This window comes from Trinickia caryophylli (assembly GCF_034424545.1).
GTDB lineage: Bacteria > Pseudomonadota > Gammaproteobacteria > Burkholderiales > Burkholderiaceae > Trinickia > Trinickia caryophylli.
The window spans coordinates 3546086-3569589 of sequence record NZ_CP139970.1 but is presented as its reverse complement, the minus strand read 5'-3'; the positions used below and the strand labels follow the sequence as shown (position 1 = coordinate 3569589).

The 23504-nt window shown below is 61.5% G+C and carries 19 protein-coding genes and 1 other RNA gene; 5 read left to right on the top strand and 15 right to left on the bottom strand.

The window, feature by feature from the left end; all coding sequences use genetic code 11:
- Positions 1–47: 47 nt before the first annotated feature.
- From serC to gyrA, 3 genes are all read right to left on the bottom strand, one after another.
- Entirely contained in the window at positions 48–1130 is a 1083-nt protein-coding gene (gene serC / locus U0034_RS16165) for a 3-phosphoserine/phosphohydroxythreonine transaminase (RefSeq protein WP_085227239.1), read from the bottom strand.
- Positions 1131–1338: 208 nt separating this feature from the next.
- Complete coding sequence (locus U0034_RS16160; RefSeq protein ID WP_085226711.1) at positions 1339–1950, bottom strand: DUF2059 domain-containing protein; 612 nt, start codon at positions 1948–1950, stop codon at positions 1339–1341.
- 127 nt (positions 1951–2077) lie between these two features.
- Positions 2078–4696 (bottom strand): DNA gyrase subunit A, encoded by a 2619-nt coding sequence (gene gyrA / locus U0034_RS16155; protein ID WP_085226709.1) that lies wholly within the window; start codon positions 4694–4696, stop codon positions 2078–2080.
- A gap of 529 nt (positions 4697–5225) precedes the next feature.
- Between gyrA and ompA the strand changes: the two genes are divergently transcribed.
- From ompA to ssrA, 4 genes are all read left to right on the top strand, one after another.
- Positions 5226–5897 carry an outer membrane protein OmpA gene (gene ompA, locus U0034_RS16150; protein ID WP_085226707.1) on the top strand — a complete coding sequence of 224 codons (672 nt, stop codon included), beginning with the start codon at positions 5226–5228 and terminating at the stop codon, positions 5895–5897.
- Positions 5898–6169: 272 nt separating this feature from the next.
- Complete coding sequence (gene ubiG, locus U0034_RS16145; RefSeq protein WP_085226705.1) at positions 6170–6868, top strand: bifunctional 2-polyprenyl-6-hydroxyphenol methylase/3-demethylubiquinol 3-O-methyltransferase UbiG; 699 nt, start codon at positions 6170–6172, stop codon at positions 6866–6868.
- Between the two features lie 45 nt (positions 6869–6913).
- Positions 6914–7627, top strand: coding sequence for an HAD family hydrolase (locus U0034_RS16140; RefSeq protein ID WP_085226703.1), 714 nt, complete (start codon positions 6914–6916; stop codon positions 7625–7627).
- A 110-nt stretch (positions 7628–7737) separates the two neighbouring features.
- Positions 7738–8095: a transfer-messenger RNA gene (gene ssrA, locus U0034_RS16135) on the top strand.
- A 109-nt stretch (positions 8096–8204) separates the two neighbouring features.
- Here ssrA and U0034_RS16130 read toward each other — a convergent pair.
- The 5 genes from U0034_RS16130 to U0034_RS16110 form a co-directional block, all read right to left on the bottom strand.
- Positions 8205–8570, bottom strand: a complete 366-nt coding sequence (locus U0034_RS16130; protein ID WP_085226701.1) for a response regulator — start codon at positions 8568–8570, stop codon at positions 8205–8207.
- A 32-nt stretch (positions 8571–8602) separates the two neighbouring features.
- Entirely contained in the window at positions 8603–9565 is a 963-nt protein-coding gene (locus tag U0034_RS16125; RefSeq protein WP_085227238.1) for a chemotaxis protein CheX, read from the bottom strand.
- Between the two features lie 61 nt (positions 9566–9626).
- Positions 9627–10166, bottom strand: coding sequence for a hypothetical protein (locus U0034_RS16120; RefSeq protein ID WP_085226699.1), 540 nt, complete (start codon positions 10164–10166; stop codon positions 9627–9629).
- Positions 10163–10897 carry a methyl-accepting chemotaxis protein gene (locus U0034_RS16115; RefSeq protein WP_102622847.1) on the bottom strand — a complete coding sequence of 245 codons (735 nt, stop codon included), beginning with the start codon at positions 10895–10897 and terminating at the stop codon, positions 10163–10165. The genes U0034_RS16120 and U0034_RS16115 overlap by 4 nt, the downstream gene beginning before the upstream one ends.
- 34 nt (positions 10898–10931) lie before the next feature.
- The gene (locus U0034_RS16110; RefSeq protein ID WP_085226695.1) at positions 10932–13313 is read right to left on the bottom strand and encodes a HAMP domain-containing protein; all 2382 of its coding nucleotides are present in this window, start codon (positions 13311–13313) and stop codon (positions 10932–10934) included.
- A gap of 410 nt (positions 13314–13723) precedes the next feature.
- Between U0034_RS16110 and U0034_RS16105 the strand changes: the two genes are divergently transcribed.
- Entirely contained in the window at positions 13724–14089 is a 366-nt protein-coding gene (locus U0034_RS16105; RefSeq protein ID WP_085226693.1) for a hypothetical protein, read from the top strand.
- 119 nt (positions 14090–14208) lie between these two features.
- Here U0034_RS16105 and U0034_RS16100 read toward each other — a convergent pair whose 3' ends face one another.
- The 7 genes from U0034_RS16100 to U0034_RS16070 form a co-directional block, all read right to left on the bottom strand.
- Positions 14209–16209: an Ig domain-containing protein gene (locus U0034_RS16100; protein WP_139831135.1), complete on the bottom strand. Its 2001-nt coding sequence runs from the start codon at positions 16207–16209 to the stop codon at positions 14209–14211.
- Positions 16210–16524: 315 nt separating this feature from the next.
- Positions 16525–18066, bottom strand: a complete 1542-nt coding sequence (locus U0034_RS16095) for a hypothetical protein (protein ID WP_139831134.1) — start codon at positions 18064–18066, stop codon at positions 16525–16527.
- An 84-nt stretch (positions 18067–18150) separates the two neighbouring features.
- Positions 18151–19635, bottom strand: coding sequence for a hypothetical protein (locus tag U0034_RS16090; RefSeq protein ID WP_085226685.1), 1485 nt, complete (start codon positions 19633–19635; stop codon positions 18151–18153).
- Positions 19636–19865: 230 nt separating this feature from the next.
- Complete coding sequence (locus U0034_RS16085; protein WP_085226683.1) at positions 19866–20174, bottom strand: hypothetical protein; 309 nt, start codon at positions 20172–20174, stop codon at positions 19866–19868.
- 66 nt (positions 20175–20240) lie between these two features.
- Positions 20241–20513 carry a hypothetical protein gene (locus tag U0034_RS16080; RefSeq protein WP_146012743.1) on the bottom strand — a complete coding sequence of 91 codons (273 nt, stop codon included), beginning with the start codon at positions 20511–20513 and terminating at the stop codon, positions 20241–20243.
- A gap of 160 nt (positions 20514–20673) precedes the next feature.
- Positions 20674–22443 (bottom strand): Hint domain-containing protein, encoded by a 1770-nt coding sequence (locus U0034_RS16075; protein ID WP_085226679.1) that lies wholly within the window; start codon positions 22441–22443, stop codon positions 20674–20676.
- Positions 22444–23163: 720 nt separating this feature from the next.
- Positions 23164–23430, bottom strand: coding sequence for a hypothetical protein (locus U0034_RS16070; RefSeq protein ID WP_085227237.1), 267 nt, complete (start codon positions 23428–23430; stop codon positions 23164–23166).
- Between the last annotated feature and the right edge of the window lie 74 nt (positions 23431–23504).

Sequence of the window (23504 nt, the reverse complement as noted above, 5' to 3'; positions counted from 1 at the left end):
TCAAAGTCGACAAACCGGCATGCCGGCTTGCCCGATCATGCGCATCGTCATGCGCGATGCTGCTCGAAGTCCAACATGTACTCGACGAGCGCTTGCACGCCCTCGAGCGGCACCGCGTTATAGATCGACGCCCGCATCCCGCCGACGGACTTGTGGCCCTTCAGCTGCATCAGCCCGCGCGCCTTCGCGCCGGCCAGAAAATCCTCGTTGCGCGACTCGTCGGCGAGGAAGAACGGCACGTTCATCCTCGAGCGCGAGCTGCGCTCCACTTTGTTGAGATAGAAGCGGCTCGCATCGATTGTGTCGTAGAGCAGCTTCGCTTTCTCGAGATTGCGCGCCTCGATGGCGCGCACGCCGCCTTGGCGCTTGAGCCACTTGAACACGAGCCCGGCGATGTAGATCGCGTAGGTGGGTGGCGTGTTGAACATCGAGTTGTTCGCGGCAACCGTCTTCCATTCGAAGGCCGACGGGCAGATCGCAAGTGCGCGGTCGAGCAGATCCTCCCGCACGACGACGACGGTCACGCCCGCCATGCCGATGTTCTTTTGCGCTCCGCCGAAGAGCACGCCGTACTTGGCGACGTCGAGCGGGCGCGACAGGATGTGCGACGAGACATCGGCCACGAGCGGAATATCGCCGAGATCGGGAATATCGAACGTCTCCACGCCGTGGATCGTCTCGTTCGTGCACAGATGCACGTAGGCAGGATCGTCCGAAAGCTGCCACTCGGCACGCGCCGGTGCGCGCGTATAGCCGTCGGCCGTCTCGCCGCTTGCCGCGAGGTGCGCCGTGCAGTACTTGCCCGCTTCCTTGAAAGATTTCATCGACCAGGAGCCGGTGACGACGAAATCGGCCGTCTTGCGCGTGCCCAGCATGTTCATCGGCACGATCGCGTTTTCGGCCAACCCGCCGCCCTGCAGAAACAGGATATGGTGGCTCGCCGGCACCTCGAGCAACTCGCGCAAATCGAGGAGCGCCTCTTCATGAATCGACATGAATTCGCGCCCGCGATGGCTCATCTCCATCACGCTCATGCCACTGCCGCGCCAATCGAGCATCTCGTCGGCCGCTTGACGCAACACCTCTTCGGGCATCGCGGCCGGGCCGGCGGAGAAATTGAAGACGCGCATGATCGGAGATTCCTCGAAAAGGCGGCGCAGCGGCAAAAAAGACCATCCGGCGAAGCCGCGCCTGTCAGAAATAGATAATGGCCGTTCGCGCGTAGTGCGCAAACGGCCATTATCGCACCGTCGCTTGAAAGCCGCCAAAACGTGCCCGCCCGCAGGCGGGCATTTCCTGGTCGAAGCGGCGGCTGCCCAGCGTCGAATCGAAGCGGGCTTACTTGCCCGGCTTGACGGAGGCGACTTCCTTGTCGGCCTGGTCGCGCGTTGCCTTGATCGATTGCGGCATGTACTTCTGCATCAGGCCGTTGACGACATCGCGGCCGACCTGGTCCTGCACCTCGATGAACTTGCGGCCCGTCGGGCTCTTGTAGAACGTCGTCAGATCCTTGATTTCCTGCGTCGAGTAGTACTTGCCGTACGCGTCGTACTGAGCCTGCATCGCGTCCTGACGGAACGAGTCGCCCGCGAAGACCTGGCCCGCCGAGTCGACGAGCTTCGGCACCGCGTTCTTCTGCAGCGCGGGAACGGCAGCCTGCTTCTGCTTGTCGTTCATCGATTTATTTTCGGACAGCGCGTCGGACAGGATCGCCGGCACGAGCTGCTTGGCCTGCATCTGCGCGCTGTTGGCGATGGCGCCGACGAGCTTTTGCGCATCGATCGCGGCCAGCAGTTCCTTGATCGCAGCCTGCTTGGCCGGATCGTTGGCGGTCGTGGCCGTGTTCGCGCCGGACGAGGCGGCCGGGGCCTGATTCTGCAAGGCTTGCGCCATTGCGAAGGTCGGCACGAAAGCGGCCAGCAGCATCCATTGTTTGAATCGTCGTTGCATCGTCACTCCCTCAAAAAAATGAGTTGATTTGCTGGCTGCGCGCGGTTTGCCGCAACATTCGTTGCACTGCCCCGCCCTCGCGCGCCATGCGTGAGTCATGAATCCTTTCGTACCCGCCGGCTGTCGATCAGCTTTCGTCGTCCGCGCCGCTTCCATCCTCGGCCGCGATATCCAAATCGACCTCGCCGTCCGCCTCCGCAATCTTCTGCAGGCCGGAAAGCTTGGTACCTTCGTCGAGGCTGATGAGTGTAACACCCTGCGTCGCGCGGCCCATTTCACGGATCTCGGCTACACGCGTGCGAATCAGCACACCCGTCGTCGTGATCAGCATGATCTGATCTTCCGCATCGACGAGCGTGGCGGCGACCACCTTGCCGTTTCGCTCCGAGGTCTGGATCGCGATCATGCCCTTCGTGCCGCGGCCGTGGCGCGTGTACTCCGTGATCGGCGTGCGTTTGCCGAAACCGTTCTCGGTTGCCGTCAGCACCGATTGCTCTTCGCTGCCCGCCACCAGCATGGCGATGACCTGCTGCCCTTCCTCGAGCTGCATGCCGCGCACGCCACGCGCTTCGCGGCCCATCGGGCGCACGTCGTTCTCGTCGAAGCGCACGGCTTTACCCGCATCCGAGAACAGCATGACGTCGTGCTGACCGTCGGTGATCGCGGCGCCGATCAGATAATCGCCATCGTCGAGGCCAACCGCAATGATACCTTTGCGCAATGGTCTGCTGAAAGCCTCGAGCGGCGTTTTCTTGACGGTGCCGAGCGCCGTTGTCATAAAAACGAACTTGTCTGCCGAAAACTCCTTCACCGGCAGCACGACGTTGATCTTCTCGCCATCTTGCAGCGGGAACATGTTTACGATGGGCCGGCCGCGCGCGTTGCGCGAGCCTTGCGGCACCTCGTAGACCTTGACCCAATAGACGCGCCCGCGGTTCGAGAAGCAAAGAATGTGATCGTGCGTGTTCGCGATGAACAGCGTGTCGATCCAATCGTCTTCCTTCATCTGCGTGGCCTGCTTGCCGCGCCCGCCGCGCTTTTGCGCGCGATATTCGGAAAGCGGCTGCGACTTCACGTAGCCCGCGTGCGACATCGTGACCACCATTTCCTGCGGCGTGATCAGATCCTCGGTATTGAGCTCGGTCGCGTTCGGTTCGATCTTCGAGCGGCGCGCATCGCCGAACTCGGCCTTGATCGCGGTGAGTTCGTCGCCGATGATCGCCGTGATCCGCTCGGGCCGCGCGAGGATGTCGAGCAGATCGGCGATCTGAGCCATCACTTCGCGATACTCGCCGATGATCTTGTCCTGCTCGAGTCCCGTGAGGCGCTGCAGGCGCATCTGCAAAATTTCCTGCGCCTGCGTGTCGGAAAGCCTGTAAAGGCCGTCCGGCTGCATGCCGAACGCCGGATTGAGCCCTTCGGGGCGGTACGCCTCGCGCCCACCGGCTGCGGCGTTGTCGCTTTCCGCGCGCGTGAGCATGTCGCGCACGAGCGACGAATCCCAGGGGCGGGCCATCAGCTCCTGCTTGGCGATCGGTGGCGTCGGAGCCGCCTTGATGATCGCGATGAATTCGTCGATGTTCGCAAGCGCGACGGCGAGGCCTTCGAGCACGTGGCCGCGCTCGCGCGCCTTCCTGAGTTCGTAGACGGTGCGCCGCGTCAGCACTTCGCGCCGATGCGCGAGGAACGACTCGAGCATTTCCCGCAGATTCAGCAGCTTCGGCTGGCCGTCCACGAGCGCGACCATGTTGATGCCGAACGTATCCTGAAGCTGGGTGGCCTTGTACAGGTTGTTGAGAACGACCTCGGGCACCTCGCCGCGCTTGAGCTCGATCACGACGCGCATGCCGCTCTTGTCGGACTCGTCGCGGATGTCGGAGATGCCCTCGAGCTTCTTCTCGTTGACGAGCTCGGCAATACGCTCGAGCAGCGAGCGCTTGTTCACCTGATAGGGCAGTTCGTCGACGATGATCGCCATGCGCTGCCCGCGATCGATTTCCTCGAAGTGCGTGGCCGCGCGCATCACCACGCGGCCGCGCCCGGTGCGATAGCCCTCGCGTACGCCGGTCACGCCGTAGATGATGCCGCCCGTCGGAAAATCGGGCGCCGGCACGATCTCGGCCAGTTCGTCCACGCTCGCCTGCGGATTCTTGAGCAGGTGGTGGCACGCATCGACCACCTCGTTCAGGTTGTGCGGCGGAATGTTCGTCGCCATGCCCACCGCGATCCCCGACGAACCATTGATCAGCAGATTGGGGATGCGCGCGGGCAGGATCAGCGGCTCGTTCTCGCTGCCGTCGTAGTTCGGGCCGAAATCGACGGTTTCCTTGTCGATGTCGGCGAGCAGTTCGTGGCCGATCTTCGCCATGCGGATTTCGGTGTAACGCATGGCCGCGGCGTTGTCGCCATCGACGGAACCGAAGTTGCCCTGCCCGTCCACCAGCATGTAGCGCAGCGAAAAGTCCTGCGCCATGCGCACGATCGTGTCGTATACGGCCGAATCGCCATGGGGATGGTACTTACCGATGACGTCGCCGACGATACGCGCGGACTTCTTGTAGGCGCGATTCCAGTCGTTGTTGAGCTCGTGCATGGCGTACAGAACACGCCGGTGCACCGGTTTCAGGCCGTCGCGGACATCGGGCAGCGCACGCCCCACGATCACGCTCATCGCGTACTCGATATACGAGCGGCGCATTTCCTCCTCGAGGGAGATGGGCAGAGTCTCTTTGGCGAATTGATCCATTATCCGTATCTTTTTCAGGCGAAAACGAGCCTGCCAAACGCGTTGCGGCACACTTCGCCGCTGCTTTGCGCTGCTTTGCCCCTCGCCTCGCGCCGGGTGCGGCGCCAAGCCGGGCATCAGGCGATTCTAACACGCCCGCAGGGGCCGCCCGGCGCGCGTACGTACTCCCCCATCGACTTACCCGGGCAAGCGGCGCCGTGCGCCGTTTTGCCCTCTTCGCGAGTCGATTTTTCTCCTGCCGCTGGCATGCATCGTGCGATGCCCGACCGCCCGGAGAAGCCCGTCCCGTCTAGTGTTGTGCACGCACCACATTCGAATCGGGCGTCTCCGGGCCGCAGGATTTTTTTTTCGTAAGAAGGGAACGATATGGCAAAATGCCAACGCACTTGGTTAGACACTGCTCGAAGTGTCCGCAGGGCTGCGCGTCTTTTGTGCCGCACCAATGTTATACTTCGAGCAATGTATGACTTGTCTTCGTCATCCAGGCTCGCAGTAAACCTGCGGTAATCTCAATTTCGAGAGGAGAAATATGAATAAACTTTCAAAGCTCGCGTTCATTGCAGCTACCGCAGTAATGGCTGCATCCGCTTCGGCACAGTCCGTGCCGGCGTCGCGACAAGCCACGAATGACAATTGGGTCAACGGCACCGGCGAATACGTGTGGATGAACGGCACGAACGAGCTTTGCTGGCGCGATGCGTTCTGGACGCCGGCAACGGCGAACGCGAAGTGCGACGGCGCGCTGGTTGCCCAGGCACCGACGCCGCCGGCTCCCGCCGCCCCGGTCGCTCCGGCGATCACCAGCCAGAAGGTCACGTACCAGGCCGATACCCTGTTCGACTTCGACAAGGCTGTGTTGAAGCCGGCTGGCAAGCAACAGCTCGACGATCTGGCCACGAAGGTCCAAGGCATGAACACGGAAGTGGTCGTCGCCACGGGCTACACGGACAAGATCGGTTCGGACAAGTACAACGACCGTCTGTCGCTGCGCCGTGCGCAAGCCGTCAAGGCCTACCTGGTCAGCAAGGGCGTTCCCGCCAACAAGATCTACACGGAAGGCAAGGGCAAGCGCAACCCGGTCAAGACCGATTGCAACCAGAAGAACCGCAAGGCGCTCATCGCCTGCCTCGCACCGAACCGTCGCGTGGAAGTGGAAGTGGTCGGTACGCAGCAAGGCCCGGCTCCGGCCAGCCAGCAGTAATCCGCACCCGCACGCAGTCTCGAAACCCCGCTTCGGCGGGGTTTTTTCATTCGCGCCGGATCCCCGCTCGTGCACTTGGGCGGACCGGTCGGCCGATCGATACAGCCCCAGGATAACGCGCAGCGGCGATTTCCCCCGATGATTCACCGATCTGCGCGCCATCGCGCCGGCAAAGGGTTCCAGCCCGCGATCCGTGAGCCGTGACTTTTGCCGTTGCCCGAGCCCCGATATACTCGGGGCTCACCCGCAGCATCTCAATTCAGCCCGACACTATGACGAATGCCGATCCCCATGAACTTCGGAAATTCAGCGATCTCGCTCATCGCTGGTGGGATCCAAACGCGGAATTCAAGCCCCTCCATGAACTGAACCCCGTGCGCCTCGGCTGGATCGATGCGCACGCACATCTTCCGGCCAAGCGCGTGCTCGACGTGGGCTGCGGCGGCGGCATTCTCTCCGAGTCGATGGCCGGGCTCGGCGCGCTCGTGAAAGGCATCGACCTTTCGTCGCAGGCCCTCGGCGTGGCGGATCTGCACAGCCTGGAAAGCGGCATTACTGTCGAATACGAGGAGATCTCGGCCGAGGCCCTTGCGGCGCGGGAACCCGCGAGCTACGACGTCGTGACCTGCATGGAAATGCTCGAGCACGTGCCGGATCCGGCCGCCATCGTGCAAGCGTGTGCCACGCTCGTCAAGCCAGGCGGGTGGGTGTTCTTCTCCACCCTGAATCGCAACGTCAAGTCGTATCTGCTCGCGGTCGTCGGCGCCGAATACGTCGCGCAGATGCTGCCGAAAGGCACGCACGACTACGCGCGCTTCATCCGCCCATCGGAGCTTGCGGCCTATGCGCGCACGGCCGGGCTCGTGAGCGCCGATATCAAGGGCATCACCTACCGCCCGCTCGGCAAGCATTTCATGTTGTCCGACGATACGAGCGTCAACTACCTGTTCGCCTGCCGCCGTCAGGGCTGAGGCATCGCGTCGCCGCCGCGGACTCTCAACTTTCGTTTCTTTTATATGAGCCAGACGACCCCCCAGCCGGCACCGGAAGATGGCCTCGCATCGATCAGCGTGTGCCGGGCGGTCCTTTTCGACCTCGACGGCACGCTCGCCGATACGGCGCCCGACCTTGCCGCCGCCGTCAACAAGATGCGCGTCGATCGGGGGCTCGACATGGTGCCGCTCGACGACCTGCGTCCGCTTGCCTCGGCCGGTGCGCGCGGGCTGATCGGCGGCGCATTCGGCATCGGTCCCGAGCACCACGAGTACGCGTCGATGCGCGAGGAATTCCTCGCCAACTACGAGGCTGATCTGTGTATCGAGACGGCGCTCTTTCCCGGCATCGGCGAGTTGCTCGAGGAGCTCGACGCCCGTGAAATCCGATGGGGAATCGTGACCAACAAGGTGGCGCGGCTCACGATGCCGCTCGTCGCCTCGCTGGGGCTGGCCGAGCGCGCGAGCTGCGTCGTGGCCGGCGACACGACGCCACATTCGAAGCCGCACCCCGCCCCGCTTCTTTTTGCCGCCAACGAAATGGCGCTGCAGCCGGAAAAGATCGTCTACATCGGCGACGACCTGCGCGACGTACAAGCCGGGTTTGCCGCCGGCATGGTGACGGTCGCGGCGGCCTATGGCTATTGCGGCACGGATCTGCCGCCGGCCATGTGGCACGCACAGCACATCGTGGATTCGCCCGGCCAGTTGCAGCGGCTGCTGAGCGGCCTTGCCTGACGTCGCCGGCTGGACGAGCAGTCCGTCCCCCAAAAAAAGGTTGATGGGCGGGCTTGATTCACGACTGCACCGCACCATATGGGTTCTGTGGGATAATCCTCCCTTCGTCCGGGGCCGACCTGGTTTCGACGTGGATAATGAAGCAGTTCAGGGCATACCGAGGACCCGTCACCTCGTAAATCAATGGGACTTAAGTAACTGCGAACGACAACACGTACGCACTGGCGGCTTAAACCCCGCCTGCCTCGCACTGGCTCGCTGACGGGCTAGGGTCGCAAGACCAGCGAGGTCATTTACGTCAGCTAATCCTCTGTGGTGTCACGACGCCGGGGCCAAAAATCTAGTGACTCGCCGTAACGAAGCGTGTTCGTCCGCGTCGGTGCGGTTAAATCAAATGACAGAACTAAGTATGTAGAACTGGCTGTGGACTATTTGCGGACGCGGGTTCGATTCCCGCCGGCTCCACCAAACACATCGCTTGCGGCTTCACGTCGCGAGCGCACCGAAACCCCGAACGGCTTGCGCCTTTCGGGGTTTTCTTTTTGCTGCATGCAGCGTGCTGCAGCGCCTCGCCAGGTCAGCCCGCGAGCTTGCGCAGCGTCTCGATGACCGCCTCGCCCTTGAAGGGCTTCACGATCCATCCCTTCACGCCTGCTGCCTTGCCTCGCTCCTTCATGGCTGGGCTGCTTTCGGTCGTGAGCATGATTACGTTGAGCGAGGCGTTCGACAGTTCGCCCCGGATCTTCTCGACCATCGTCAAGCCGTCCATGTTCGGCATGTTGACGTCGCTGATAACGAGCCTCACGCCCGGATTCGACTTCACCTTGGTCAAGCCGTCCTTGCCGTCGACGGCCGTATCGACCTCGAGACCGTTCTTGCGCAAGAAGCCCGCCACTTCGTCGCGCACCGCGCTCGAGTCGTCCACTACCAGAATCTTTGCCATTGTCATTCCTTGCGTTTATCAGGCCTTGCCCATCAAAAAAGTTCAAGCTCGCCGGCATCGACAAGCGTATCGACATCGGCGCGTTCACCCGGGAAATCCTCGGGTGACCAGCTGAGGCTGAAAATGAAGCGCTGATCGAGCACAACCGACGCGCCAGTCTCCTCGTCGGTAAGACGGTATTTGAAAGAAAGCTGGGGATTGTCCGAGCCGAAAGAGATGTATTTGTGCTTGTGGTTGACGATGAGCGGTACCTGCACCTGCGCACTGGCCGCCGCCGGGCTTGCGCCGCGAAAGAAGCGCTCCTTGAATGCTCCCCACACCAGATTCGTCAACTCGCCGAGCAGTGCATTGACGTCGCGGAAGTCGGCCACGCCATTGCCGAGGTCGATACCGTGCAGAAGATCGACGAGCGGGCCCTCCTCGGCCTGCAACATCATGTACCCACGACACCAACCGCTTTCGAGCGCAATCAGCGTGAATACTTCGCCGACGATGATCCGGTCGCGCACGATGCAGGGTGTTTCCCAGCTCACCGAGAGCGGCCTGAACAAGTCGGCAAGGCGTGCTTCGGTGATTTCCGTGATGCCGCGCACGAGTTCGTTCGGATAGTCGAGGCTGAACAGGTATTTGTCGACAAGTGCCGCCAAGGGCCTCATGTCGGCTGCCGTGTAGGCACCGCATGCAATATCGGCAAGCGAGCGCGGCAGGCCATCCAGCGCGCTGCGCCCGTTGCGACGCACGATGATCGGCAACTCGGGACGCAGCGTATCGATACGCGCGGCCACGGCCGTACTTTCGGCAACCGATCCGCCGTACTCCTCCGCCAGAATGACGGCCCCGAGATCGAGATTCGAACGCAGCACGCTCATGAGGCGCTGCTTGCGCACCTTCAGGCCGATCAGGTTGTGCTCGTCGCAAAAGCGTTTCAGCAGTGCGACGTGCGCAGGGTCGTCTTCGAGCACGAGGACTTTCGATACAGGCTTGCTCGCGTTCATGTTTCGTTCCGTTTCAATGCGCTTCCGATCGCGGCCAGCCGTGAGTCCCACAACCGTCGGCTCAAAAAAGCTCGAGTTCGCCCGCGCTTTCCATGGCCGGTGCGCAGCTCGCGGCGAAGTCGAGCGGCACGCTGGCGCAGACGCAAAGCGTCGCTGCGAGCTGTATCGTTTCGTCGACTGTGATGCGCCAGCCCCTCAGCCAGGCGGGGCTCAATTCGTCCAGATATCCGAGGCAATCGGCCGCCAGCACATAGGGCGTCGACATCCCGAGATCGGGAAAGGTCTCGACAAGCTGCTGATTGATCGCGCCGCAGCACAGGTTGCCGACTTCCATGAATGCTTCGGATAACGAACGTTCGCCACGATCGCCGAGGTAGTAGCGCCGCGTGGCCTCGTCTTCGTCGAAGCGCAGCAACAGCAGCAGCCGAAAGTCGATCGAGACGATCGTCAGCACGACCAGATCGGCGCCGGGCAAAGTCGCGCTCGCCGCAGGCTCCAGCGGGACAAGCTCACAGCGATGGCTCGCATCGACCACGAGCCGCGAGCGTGCCGCCTCTTCGAAAAGGCGTGTGAAGCTGTTTTTCGCCTGTTCGCTGATCACGCGGGCGCCCGTTCGAGTTTCGACTGAAATTGCGCCGCCAGCGCCTGGACGGCACCCAGCGATGCCGTGATCATTTTCCCGCCGGCCTGAATGTCCTGAAACGTGGCCGTCGTGATCAGGTCATTGCGGTCGAGGCTGTCGCGGTAACTCTTCGACAACTCCTGCGAGCGCGATGCGAGCGTGCGCACCTCGCTTGCCACGATCGAAAACCCGCGCCCCGCCGCGCCGGCCCGCGCGGCCTCGATCGAGGCATTGAGCGAAACGATCAGCACATGATTGACGATACGCGCGAGTTCATGATTCTTGCGATGCATGTCCTGGTTCTGCGCCATCAGCGAGATCATCTGCTCGTGCCAGCGCTCGAAGGTCGTGGACAGTTGCCTGAGCCGCGCGGCTTCTTCGGCAATCCGCTGCGCGTGGGCCACCAGATCGGCGTTGCGCGCGCCGGCCGCATCGAGCGCGAGGCGCAAGTCCGCCGCGCCTTTCTCGGCGTGAGCGAGTTGATCGCGCAAGCCGGATTGCACCGCCTCGTGCTCCGCGCAGCGCGTTTGGAGCCCGTTCAGGCTTTCGGCAAAACGTGCCTGCGCTTCGACGAGCGAGCCATGCTCGCGCTCGAGTGCATCGCGATACCTGTGCGTCATTCGCGCGGAAACACGCCGGTGGACAAGCCATGCGGCGAGCGCCGAGAAAACCGCGCCCGCGAGCGCCGGCATTGCATACGATAAAAACAAGGTTTCTTCCCGATGAGCTTGAGGACCCACGCCGCTACGACACGAGCGAGCCGCTTGTCGCGTCGTCCGACTGGCGGCCGGCGGAAATCCCGAGGCTGTCGACCATGCACGATTCGGGCAGCCTGATGATGGTCTGGAAGCGCCGGTAGGCACTGCCCACGCGGTCGTCGGTGAAGCGTAGTTCGATGCGGCCCAGCTCCCGCGCAAGCATGCCGCGCACGGCGTCCATGCCGACCCCGCGCCCCGACACTTCCGTAACCGCCTGTGCCGTGGAAAAACCCGACCGGAATACGTACTCCGCCACGGCTTCGTCGGCCACCGCCTCGCCCGGTGCGATCCAGCCCAGCGATTCAGCCTTGGCGCGGATACGGGCGAGCGCGAGCCCGCGGCCGTCGTCGCTCAGTGCGATCTGCAGTTCGCCTTTATCGACGCCCACCTCGAGATCGATCGTGCCGGCGGCCGGCTTGCCCGCGGCCTCGCGTTCGTCCACGGTCTCGATGCCGTGATCCACGGCATTGCGCAGCAGGTGCGTGAAGACGTGCGCAAGCGTCTCGCCGACTTGCGAGCGCAGGCGATACCCGTTGTCGTCGATCGACACGCGTGGCGCCGCCTTGCCAAGTTCCTTCGCCAGCGAAGGCAGCGAATCGGTAATGCCGGAAAGCGTCTCGGCGAACGACTGCGTATCGAGCAGGCACAGCGTGCGCCGCACATGCTCGCGCATGCTGCGCAACTGCGCGGCATCGCCGGTATCGACAGCATCCAGCAACTGCAGGCTCGCCACGATATGCGCGCGGTCCACCACGAGATAGCGATCGGCGCCAGCCGGCCGCTGATCGCGCTTGCGGCCGAGATTGACCGCATTGATCGTTTCGTAATGTTCGACTGCCGCCTTTACGCGCGCCAGCTCGGCAATCGACGCATCCCGGTCCCAGCCCTCGGCGGCCCCGCCGCGGCGCAATGCGTCGTAGCGTTGCTCGGCCTCGTGCACCACGCTCGTCAGATGCCGCAGGCCATAAGTGCGTGCATTGCCTTTGATCGTATGCATGTTGCGAAAGAGTTCCGCCACGGCCGCATCGGTGGCGTACTCGTGCTGGCCGATGATCCGTTCATTCTCGTGAATGAAGCCCTTCGCGCTTTCGACGAACTGATGGAATTTTTCCTGACTGACCGAGAGGATTTCGCCGATCATCTCGAGCTGACGCTTTTGCTCGCCCGCTTCGGCAGCAAGGCGCCTCAGTTCGGTTACGTCGCGCACGCACAGCATGAGGCGCATGACCGTGTCCGTTTCGTCCGTGATCGCGGACCAGCTCAGATCAAGCGTTTTTCTGCGACCGTCGGCCACCGTCTTTTCGATCTCGTTGACGAGCAAGTGCTGATTGAATTCGAAATTGATCGCGTCTTCGCCGATGCAGGCATGTATGGCCGCCTCGACTTGCGAACGGGTATCGGCATCGAGGCTGCTGTCGTCGAACACGAGCGCCATCACGTCGCGCCCCGCGATGTCGGGCGTCTCGAAGATCGCTTCGAGGTAGGCCGAGTATTCGGCGTGGACCTTGCCCTCGCCGACGACGGTCAGGATCCCCTGTTGCATGTTCTGCAACATCGCCTGGATATCGGCTGTCTTTTGCTTGAGCTGCGTGGAGCTCTCCTGGATCCGCTCGATCATTTCATTGAACGCGGCAATGGAGCGGCCGATTTCGTCCATACGCGCGATCGGCACACGACGCGTGAAGTCCTGGTTCGCCGCGATCTCGCTCATCATTTTCTGCATGCTGCTGAGCGGACGCGTGATCTGACGATAAAGCAGCGCGCCGATGACGACGAGCAGCATCATGGCCGCGGCCGTCGCGCCGCCGATCGCCACAGTCGTCGTCGCGAGCATCCCGTTCAGGCGCCCGATGGCCTCGTCCTTTTGGCGGTTCTTCTCGATGCGCATCGTCTCGACGATGCCTTCGAGCTCGTCGCGATACTGAGCGACGTTCGCGAAAAGATAGGCCTGCGCAAGCGCATCCTTGCCATCGGCTTTCATCTTTTCGGTGTCGCGAATGGCGTTGAAATAGTTGGCCAGCGTCTCGCGCGCCTGCACGACGAGCCCCTTCTGGGCCTGGCTCGCCGCTGCCTTTTCCTGAAGATCGAGCGATCGGCGCAGCACCGCCTCCTTCGTGGCGAGCTGCGCTTTGGCCTGCTCGACCATGTTCGCGTCCGGCGCATAAACGAGCGTCATCGTCGCGAGTTGCACCGCTTTGACATCGGAGACCAGATCGGCCGATGCCAGTGCGCTCGGCACCACCCCTTGCGTCACCTGACGAACGTCCGCGGCACTGCGCCGCGCCTGATAGGTTGCATACCCTCCGATCGCCACCAGGGCGACGAACATCAGGACCACCAAAAGCGTAATGCGATGACGGATTGTCATGAGCAAGTTCCCCGTACCGGCTCGCGCCCGGCTCCCCTCTTTCTCGTGGAAGTCCGCACGCATTTGTAACGTCTGCTTACTTTGAGAAGCGGGGAGATTATGGTGGCGGCGGTGTTACAAAGCGATGACCGTCCCTTGCGGACGATGTTCGCTCGCGCGAAGAGCGGGGCGCGGCCAACTCGTCGAGGCGCTTATCGGCACGCGCCCGACCTCGGAAAATGGGGCCCGTGCTGCTTGCGAATGCCGCCCACGCCCGCGCACGTTCCGAGGCGAGCGAGCAGCCTCACAACCTTCAAATAGGGGGTTTTCTCGGCCTTTTTCGGAAAATTCTTTTCGGTCCGCCGCGGTTAGACTGTCGACGCTCGTCGATAGAGCCGCTTTTTCCGCATCTTTTCGTTCGCCGGACTCACATGCCCAAACCTTTCGCCGCTCTCGCCGCATTCACACTCCTCGGGCTTACCGCCTGCGGTTCGGCGCCCACGCCTTCGGCCCAGACCGGCGGCGCACCCGCCGCCGCTCGCGGCTCCGATTCGCTCATGGCGTTCACTTCGCGCCGTCCGGCCACGGCGATCGCCAGTTGCCTCGAAGACAGAGTGCACGCGGTGCGCCGCACGGCTGGCGGAACGGCCACCCAGCTCGAGGTGGGCAGGCAAGCGTGGCTCATCACCCTCGCGCCGGCCGGCAGTGGCACCGCGGTCAACGTGCGTCGATCCGCCGACGACGGCCCGGTTTCCGAACCCGAGATGCGCTTCCATATCGCACGCTGCGTGGTCTGACCGAAACCGGGCACCACGCGTCACGCGCCGAGTGCAGTTGTCGAAAAGAGCCCGGCGGACGCGCACATTCATGCGCGCCCGCCGGACTCCCGAGCGTAGACAATCAGCCGAATCAGACGTTACTGCACATACAGCTCCGAGCTCGTGCCGTCACCGCCCGTCACCAGCACGTGGCCGTCGTTCAACGTCACGCTCTGGGCGTTGGCACCGCGCGCTGCCGTCATCGGCGCAATCATCTTCGTCTGCTTCGTGGCAGGGTCGTAGATCTCGGCGTCGGCTACCGGGACACCGGTGGCGCTCACGCCGCCCGCGACCAAAACCTCACCGTCGTCGAGCAATGCGACGCGCGGAGCCTGAAGCGCCTCTTTCAGCGAACCCACCGTCGTCCACGAATCCGTGGCAGGCGAAAACTCCTGAATGGTGCTCAACCGGGTTTGGTTGAAGCCCGCCAGCGGGTCATTGGCAACCCCGCCCACCGCTATCGCGGTATCGCCGACCGACAACGCGCCGAAACCACTCGCCTGCTGCGGCATCTGCCCAGCGGTCGCCGTCCAGCTGGGCGAGCCGCTCGCGGGGTCGAGCCGGGCCGAACCGTTGGACGTCACCTGCAGCGCGCCCGCCGTACAGGAACCGTTCGGCGGCATCATGCCCCCTGCGGCCAGCAGATTGTCGTTACTGAGCTTGTACAGCCCCGCGACGCTTCCGCACTTCGTCAGATTCGGGCCCGTGCTCCAGGGATTGCCGGTGGCGGCCGGGTTGTAGATGACCGTCGAAGAGAGCCCATTGCCCGCGCTGTCGAAGCCACCCACCATGTAGACACGTTTATCGGCACCGACAATTCCGGCCCGGCCGTTGATGGCGGGGGTGCCGGGAATCGCATCGGCAACCGTCGTCCACGTATCGGTTTTCGTGTTGTAGAGTTCCGCCGAAGTCTGCGGCGTTGCGCCTTGTTGTCCGCCTGCGACGAGCACCCGGTCATCGTCCAGCAATACCGAGACGCCGTTCGTGTGCGCAACAGCTGTCGGAGCAACGGCCTTCCACTGCCCGCTGTTCGGGTCGTACCTGTCCACCGTCTTGTCCGACGTATTCGCACCGCCGATCGCGAGGACATCGCCATTGGAAAGTTTGACGACCATCGGGTACCTGCGGTTGGCCGACATCTGGCCGGGTGTGCGAACCCACGTTCCCTGGGGCACCACCTGCATCTGGATCTGCGCGAGAACCGGTTGCTGGCTGGCCGCATTGGTACCGCTGACGGTATAGGTCTGCTCGCTCGCCTGAACGGTGGGGGTGCCGCTGATTACACCCGTGTTCTCGTCGAATGTCATGCCGGCCGGCACAGCGGGAGAAATCGTGTAGTGCGTCACCGTCCCCCCCTCCGAAATCGGCCTGTTGGGCAACATCGCCCGGTCCATCGCATAGGCTGCCCACGTCTGCTGGTACGTCAGCGACGTCGGCGGTTCCGGCGAAGTCACAACCGAGATTTTCAGGTCTTCGCTGGTCGAGCCCGCACTGTTCAAAGCGGTGACCGTGTATTTCTGCTCGGCGGTAACCACCGTGGGGGTGCCGCTGATCACGCCTGTGCTTGTGTCGAAATCCAATCCGGCAGGCAGTGACGGCGAGATGCTGTAGCTCGAGACCGCCCCGCCCTCGGGATTCGGCTCGTTAGGCTGAATCGGCTGGTTCACCACATAGTCGACGACGGGGTTCGTATAGTGAAGCGATTGAGGCGCCTGAACCGTCTCGTCGACTTGGATGCGCAGCGCCGCCGTTACCGATCCGGCGCTGTTGCTGCCCGTCACCGTATAGCCTCTCGCCGGGCTGACGACGGTAGGCGTACCACTGATCACCCCGCTGTCGGGATCGATGACCAGGCCCTGCGGCAGAGCCGGCGCAATCGAATAGTGAGAAATTGCCCCGCCCGTGCTTTGCGGGTGGTTTTCGGGGATTGCCACGTCGCGCGCATACGAGACAACGCTCTGTTCGTACTCGAGGCTCGTGGGCGGCGAGGTCGTGCCCGGTTGCGACAGATCCTGTCCAATGCCGCCTCCCCCGCCTCCGCAGCCGGCAAGCCCCATCGTCGCTATGGTAGCGACAACCAAAAATAGATTCTTGATCACAACTATCTCCTTCTCGGAATCAGATCGTTACTCGGTGACGAGTGAGCGCTCCGTTTCAACAACCGATGCCTTGCGACGGACGCATGCTCTTGTTACCTGCTTATTCTGATTTCCCGAGAAGGCGCCTAATATGGGCATCGGCCTAAAAAGAGCCGGTCTTCCGCCCAAATGGGATGGGTCAAGCCGATTGAGGAAACGACGATCCAGCGCCGCGCAAGCGAGATATTCGTATTCGCCTCGGTCGATTTGATTTTCTTCGCGATCATCGTGAAGACGCTCCGCAAGTCGACGATTTCGCGGCGGCGACGGGCGTTGTCACAGCTGAGCCCCAAGTCCCGCGTACGAAAACGGTCGCGTCAGGAGCTTCGAATACTCATCGCCATCCACGATATATTCGATTTGGAGCACCCCGACGTCCCCCATCGACGATACGTCGTAACCGGCGAAGTCCGCCTCGTTGGCAACCACCAGCAAGCCGTCGTCGACGTCGCCGTACGACGTCGTCACCTCCATTTGAACGAGACCGTATCGCTTGATGGTGGTACCCGCGAAATAGCCTTGCAGATACATCCTGATCTGGATTTTGTCGCCATCGTCGATATGATCGTATGCGGGAATCCAGATTTGAAGGCCGCCAGAAAGCGTCGATTGATTGACGGCTCCGCCACCCACTCCACGCACGAGCGTCGGCGCTTCGAGCGTGCGAATTCTCTGAGGCGGCTCTATCACAGGCACATCGCCCTTGGCGGGAAACTGCAGCAGTCCGGTGTCGCCTCCGTTACCGGCAACATTGCTGATCACTGCGCCGATCAGATTGGAAGCCTGCTCATTCTTGAAGTAATTCTTCGGCACGTACAACGGCGTAGTCGTGTAGTCCTTGCCGGGATAGCCGACCGCCGCAATCACGCCGTTGAGCCAGACCATGACGTAATTCTGGGTGCTGCTCAATGTCGGATCCAGAAAAATCGGCACGCCGAGCGGATCGCTCTGACTGTCGAGGTCGAGAACGTTGCCGTCGCCGAGCGGAACGATCAGCGGAGGCAACTTGCCGATGCCCTTGGCCACATCGCTGAAAGCGACCAGATATCGCTGCGTCGTGTTCGTGGCTATCCCCAGCAATATGATGGTGGGCCTGGTATTCGCAAAGGCAAGTCCCCCCATGCCGCTATCATCGGTCACGCACGGATACCCGTCGGCCTGACCGGCTACCGGTTCGAGTCCGAGCGGAAGCACGCGGTACGCCGAAGTGGGCGTGGCGGGCGATCCGGTCCAATAGAAAAGCAGCCCTCGAACGGGCGCGCTACTGTCGTCCACGACGGTCGCCGTCGCGGTAATCAATTGATTGCTCCCGGGCGTGGTCGCCGGCGGTGTCGTGGGCACGATGTTCGTGTCCATACTCCCCCACACCCTGGGCACGACGCACTGAAAGAGCGTGGTGTAGTGCGCGGCGTCGGGCTGCGAGCCGTCCCAAACGGAAACTGTCACGAGGTCGTCGACCGGCTCGGGGACGCTCAGAAAGTTGGCGGTCGTGCCATCCTTCAGCGTTTGAGTTTGGGGCCCGTCACCCAGACTGATACTCCCGCTCGGCTCCACCTTCCATTGGATGGGCTGCCCCCTCAGTGCCTGGTCTTCGCGCGGCGTCAGTTGGACAGTCACCTTGTTCCCGCCAGGGCCGACGAGAAGCGGGGTAAACGGCTGCGGATAGGCGAAACGAAGCTTCGAATCTGACATGATCTCTCTCTTTCTGGCTCGATTCCGCTTTCGTCGCGCTCGCCCTGGAATCCGGTCGCGCGGCGATGCCGAAACGTCGAAGAATGTTTTGTTGACGGCCGGGGAAGTCGAGTGCGGCGCGCTCACGCGCGCCGCGTGCCTCGCCTGGCACAGTGCTGGCCGCTCATATGACGGTCCGGCTCAAATGCCGAACCGTCGTTGCGCACGCCTTTACCCCGCCTGGCGAAATGCAGTGCGCAAATCCCATCCGTCCGCCTTATATTTCGAGTACAGCTTTGGCCCGACGCCGCCAGCGAGCACGTAATAATCGATCTTCAGGTTTCCAGAACGGCCATTCACATTATCGCCAAAATTACTCAACTGAGCCTGATCGAGATTAACCGTGAGGTTATTCTTGTTTTGGTCCGTCACAGTCAAAGGATAAGGATAACCGCGCGGGGAGGTTCCTCGTGACTGCGTCGCATCATCGCCATCCCATCCGTTGGCATAACCCATCACGTAGATCTTGTCGCCGGTTTTGATCATACCGCCGCTGTTATCGATATATACCGGCAGGCCGCCAGCTATGGCCGATTGGTTGACAATGTTGATATTCGGCGCCAGTGCCGGGGCCGGGTAGGTTCGCGAAACACCCGTGAGCGGTTCATTATGAGGCGCGCCCGTGGTTTCGAAGGGCCCCAGGGGAACAGATTCGTAGTCGGGAACGTTTGCCCCGGAGATATAGGTAGCGTAATATATGAAATTATTATTCTTCGTAAGCAGCGTCGCCGGAATCGGAATTCCGGCAGTAACGAATTCCGCAAAAGTATTCAGGGTACTGTTCACCACGGGCACATTGTTGACCACAATGACCACGGGCATGAAGGCGCCCACAGACGGTGGATAGGTGTCGATCTTGACGGTTACCGTGCTGCCCACCGAATCGAGGTCCAGAGTACCCCCCCCCATCTCCACGATATACGGGCTAGGCGTCAGATTGCCGCCACCATCCGAATCCGCAATCACGACCTGAATGGATTGACTTCCTTCCACTTGCGGATTTCCGTACTGATCCGTCCCGCCACGGAAGTTGACCTTGAATATTCCCGGAACGGTATTCGCCACGTAGATCACGGCGGTGCCGGTAGCTCCCGTATTCAGCTTGCCATCCCTGATCTCGGCCTTATTTGCGTCGTAAAGAAAAGCGTTGCCGTCGGCCTGAACACTCAATTCGACGTTCGTGGCGATCGCACCGTCCTCGTCGGCCGAGACCTGGAGCCCGACCAGTTGGTCGGCATTATTCGTATCGATTTGCCCGTTGAACGGAGCTACCGCATATACCTCGCCAGAGTAGGAGAGGGGGTTGATTACCCGCGTAACGAAGGTATAGGTGAAGCCCAACGCCGACGCGCCGTTATCGTCTTCGATCACGAACTGCTCGGCTTTGGCCACGCCCTTCTTCTTGATGGTTACCGGCCCCGTATCCTCCTGCGAATTCACGTTGCCGGTCGACGGGTCCACGGATACGTCGGCATCGATGGCGCCCGCCGGTTGCGTCAAGGTCCACTTTTCGCCCTCGCTGTTCGAAAATTTGGCGGACCAATTATTGACTACGTTGACGAGCAACTTCGAACCATCCGGCGGTGAAATGCTCGTAACCGTGATATTGGCTAGGACTTGCTGCGACTCATGAGGCTCATTCGCATCGTTCGTCATGGCATCTTCTCCTTCATCAGCTAATCGCATATGCCCCCCTCCGCCTTGGGCGCGTCGGGCGGCGGCTCTAACGACTCACGCTTTCAGGCCTGCGGCGCGCGCCAGGCAAAGCTCGATTCGCCCATGGCGTCGAGCAGGTAACGCATGCAACGCGTTCACGCGCCGGCAAGCGCCAAGAACGAATGCGCTGCCGTCCATATGTGCTACCGGCATGAGACGTTCGCCGCCTCTTATCCTGGAGGTTGATGAACCACGGTGACGTCGAAGGGGTCCGACGCGAGTGGATCGATCAAATTCCCATCGCCGTCATAAGGTGTAATCTGCACCTTGTAGGCCACACCTGTCCTGGCCTGAAAGGGAAACCCGCAATAAAGCGAGCTGCCGTCCTGCACATCGAAGTTCATCAAAGAAGCGCCAACACCATTCACGCCTATCGCCCAACCGGCGATGGATTGATTGGTGTCTGGAGCCTGCCATGCAGCTAATACATACCCTCGCGTCATATAGTTTGCAGAAACGACCTTGACTTTCTCGCTCATTTCCTTCGCCCTCCCCGAATAGCGCTCGATCAATCCTTCGTTTCTCGACGTGGGACATCCACTTGATCAGACGGGCGTTGGATTGAGTGGAAACCCGTCGCTCTTCGTATCGCCAAGGGGAAAACTCCCCATCCAGGCCTGCACATAGCAGTAGATCTGAATGCCTTGATCCTGCCCGCACCCGGGATAGACCCGCTCATCGCATGGCGCCCATGCCGCTACCTCGTCGACGGCGGACGTTTGGTCCGGAGACCAGTTTCCCCAATGTGTTCCAGCTAACGTGACGACGAGTTGGGTAGCCCCTTCGCCGTTGTCGACATAGGGCTCCCAAGTGGCCATGAAATATCCTTTGGTGCCTTGCCCCGAGGTATCCTTGACGAACCCGGCCGTTAATATTCGTATCTTTGCCATTTCTCAATGCACGGACGTACGGCTGCTGCGTCAATGACAACGGTGGGCTGCGTATCGGGCGGACAATCCCGCCTCCGCTTCATGCACGCTAGTTCGTGCTTCGGCCTGATTCCGCTACGCGACCGCGTTCGATCTCGGATAACGCCTTACGGCTTAAGATGCCCTGCATCTTGTTGTCACCGACCATTACGCCGCCGGCATAGAAAACCGCGTCTTGCGGGTGGGCGAACGGGCGGCCGTGCATTGTCTCCAACGCCAGGTTGTAGACACGAACGCTGCTCGCCGAAGACGACGCCTTATTGGCCACCACCGTTGATTTGCCGCCATCGCTCGTGAATACGGTATCGCCCGAGCGCACGTCTTTCGCCTGCAGCATGCCGCGACGGGTGGGAACAGGATGCGCCGGCGTGAGCGACACCGTATTGCCTCCGGAATCGACGATTTGATAGAACTTCTCGTCGGTACCGATCGTGGTGCTTGCGACGCGCGCCTGCTCGCCGCCTTTGCCAAGCACCACGTCCCCTTTCTTCACCTGCTCGATCGGCTTGCGTGTGCCGTCACCCATCGTGATCAGAGTACCCTCTCTCACACAGCCATATTGGAATTGAATCGGATACACGAGCGCGACATCGTTGGGCGTGGTGCTGCCACCGCTGTCGCTGGTGAAGACGGCCTGCACCGTATATTGGTTGCCCGCGTTGCCCGCCTGGGTGCCGACGTTGAAGGACAAAAGAAAATCCCATACTGCATCCGGGCCTGCAATCTGGTAGCAAAGCAGTCCGAAATCCGCGGGTGCGCTCATCGGCCAGCTGAACTTCAAGCGAGTCCGCTGCCCTTTACCATCGTTGGCTGGCGTGAAGTGGCTCCAAAATGCCGTGAGGTCATTCTTGTCGGCATAGAGCTTACATCCCCCTCCGGTGGTGCGCGGCATTACCCACATGACCGGAGCGTCCTGGCCACCCTTTTGCCATGCCGTTCCGTCCTGCAGTTCGTCGTAATAGTCGACTTCTCCGCTCACGGGCAACAGAACATGTGTTTGGTCGTTCGACACGTGAGGGTTGTACATCGGACCGTAGTCGCACGGATCGCCGCCGCTGCCATCGTTGTTCGACCGGTTCAGGCAAACGACTACGCCATTCGGCTCCGTGTTGACGGTATTTTTAACGTACGTCGGGTCTCCAGGAATCATCTGGCGCGGCACGGAGTGGATTCGCGCCAGGTTGGTCCTGCAAGGACCATAAAACGTGTTGCCCTGGCTGTAGCTGTATGTGCCGATGATATTGACGGGATTCTTGCTTGAATTATCTTCGCCGGTTCCCGTGGTATCGAAGATGATGCGCCTGCCGTCTCCCTCCTTGGGAAACTCGGCACTTCCGGTTGCCAACACCGTATTCACGTCCTCGTCCCAAACCTGCAGCGTGTCCGTGTAGTCGTCGGCTCCTTTGAAGATGCTGTCGAGCGCCTTGGCGTTGACGCTCGAGAAGTCGCTGTTTGCCGATATGCCTATGACTTCGAATACATGCCGCAATTGATTTGTCGCGGTGCTCTCGCAACTGTCATCCTCGATCGGACGCCCGGCCATCCGCAAAGCCAGGTGCCGACGCTTGACGTCGGCGAGCTTCTCGAAGAGGCTGGGCTTGCTGGCCGGGGTAATGCCGCTCGCCTTGAGTATTGCGTAATAAGCTTTTTCGTTGTCTGGAATACTCAGATCGATGATTCCCCGCTTGGCCGGCTGGGAAAAGAAGCGCTTGACCGCAGCCGCCTCCTCGCGAGTCGGGGCTATGTACGATGCTGCTCGGGCACAATTGAATACCGCAATCGACGTGCAGATGATTGCGAGCATCGCTTTACGCAGCATACCCCCTCCGGTCTGAAGTTATTCAAATAATTGAACCGCGCATTCTCTCAAGTTATCGCATTGCCCCGGCATGACAAAAACAGATGCAGCTTTTTCGGCGAACGATAATCCTCCGCTCGCCGCGCTCACGCGGGATGCCTGCTCGTGCTACCCGTTTACCCTTGCCGAGCCCCCATCGGCCACGCGTGTCACATAAGCTCGAACGGCTGCAAATCACGAGATGTACTGGCTCTTATCATTGCACAGAGCCGTACATTTCCAACCTATAACAACTAGCAGGGAACTCGGCATGGGGTCTTTTTATTTCCCGCATAATTTCCAATAGTTGGGAAAGACGTCGTCAGATCCGACACCAACGCATTACGGCGCATTATCGAATCGATGCTCATGAACGCAGGCTGACAACCGCTACCGTCGAGCGGCCGCGGCAAATGGAAGAGTAGGAAAAGGGGGAAGACCACGGGGATGCGAACGTGGGGCAGCCGGCGTTCGGCCGGCATGAAATACCGCTGAATGGCCTGTGCGGCCATTGGCTGGCCCGAGCTGCCCGGGAATGCCGCGCGAGCGGTCGGCGGGCAGCCTCGTTACATCGCCGCCAGCACCAGCCGCAACCGGCACTCGGTCGTTCGGCGCGGGCAACGGCCCGCCGCCCACGAAGACCGCGATTTCATATCATGCTCGACGAGAGTCGAGCGCTACCGGTTTCGGCACACGCGGCACCTAGTTGCCCTGCGGGCACTTGAGGTTGCAGCCGTCCGGATCGCCGAGGTCGCCCTTTTTGCGCAATTCCGAACGCGCACCACGCTGATATTTGTTGGAAGGCGCAGACGCTGCGAACTGCATTTGCGGGTGCTCCTGCAAGCGGAACTCTTCGTTGAGAATTCCGCCCGGTACGCCGGGCGACATCTGGGCAAACGAAAGCGTCGTGACGGCGAAGAGCACGCCGCCCGCCAGGGCCACCGCGCTCGCATGGATGAGCAGTTTCATAAATACGATTGGCGCACGCCATATTGATCGGACGAAGAGCGCAAGCGTAACGCAGAACGCCCCCTCCTTGCACG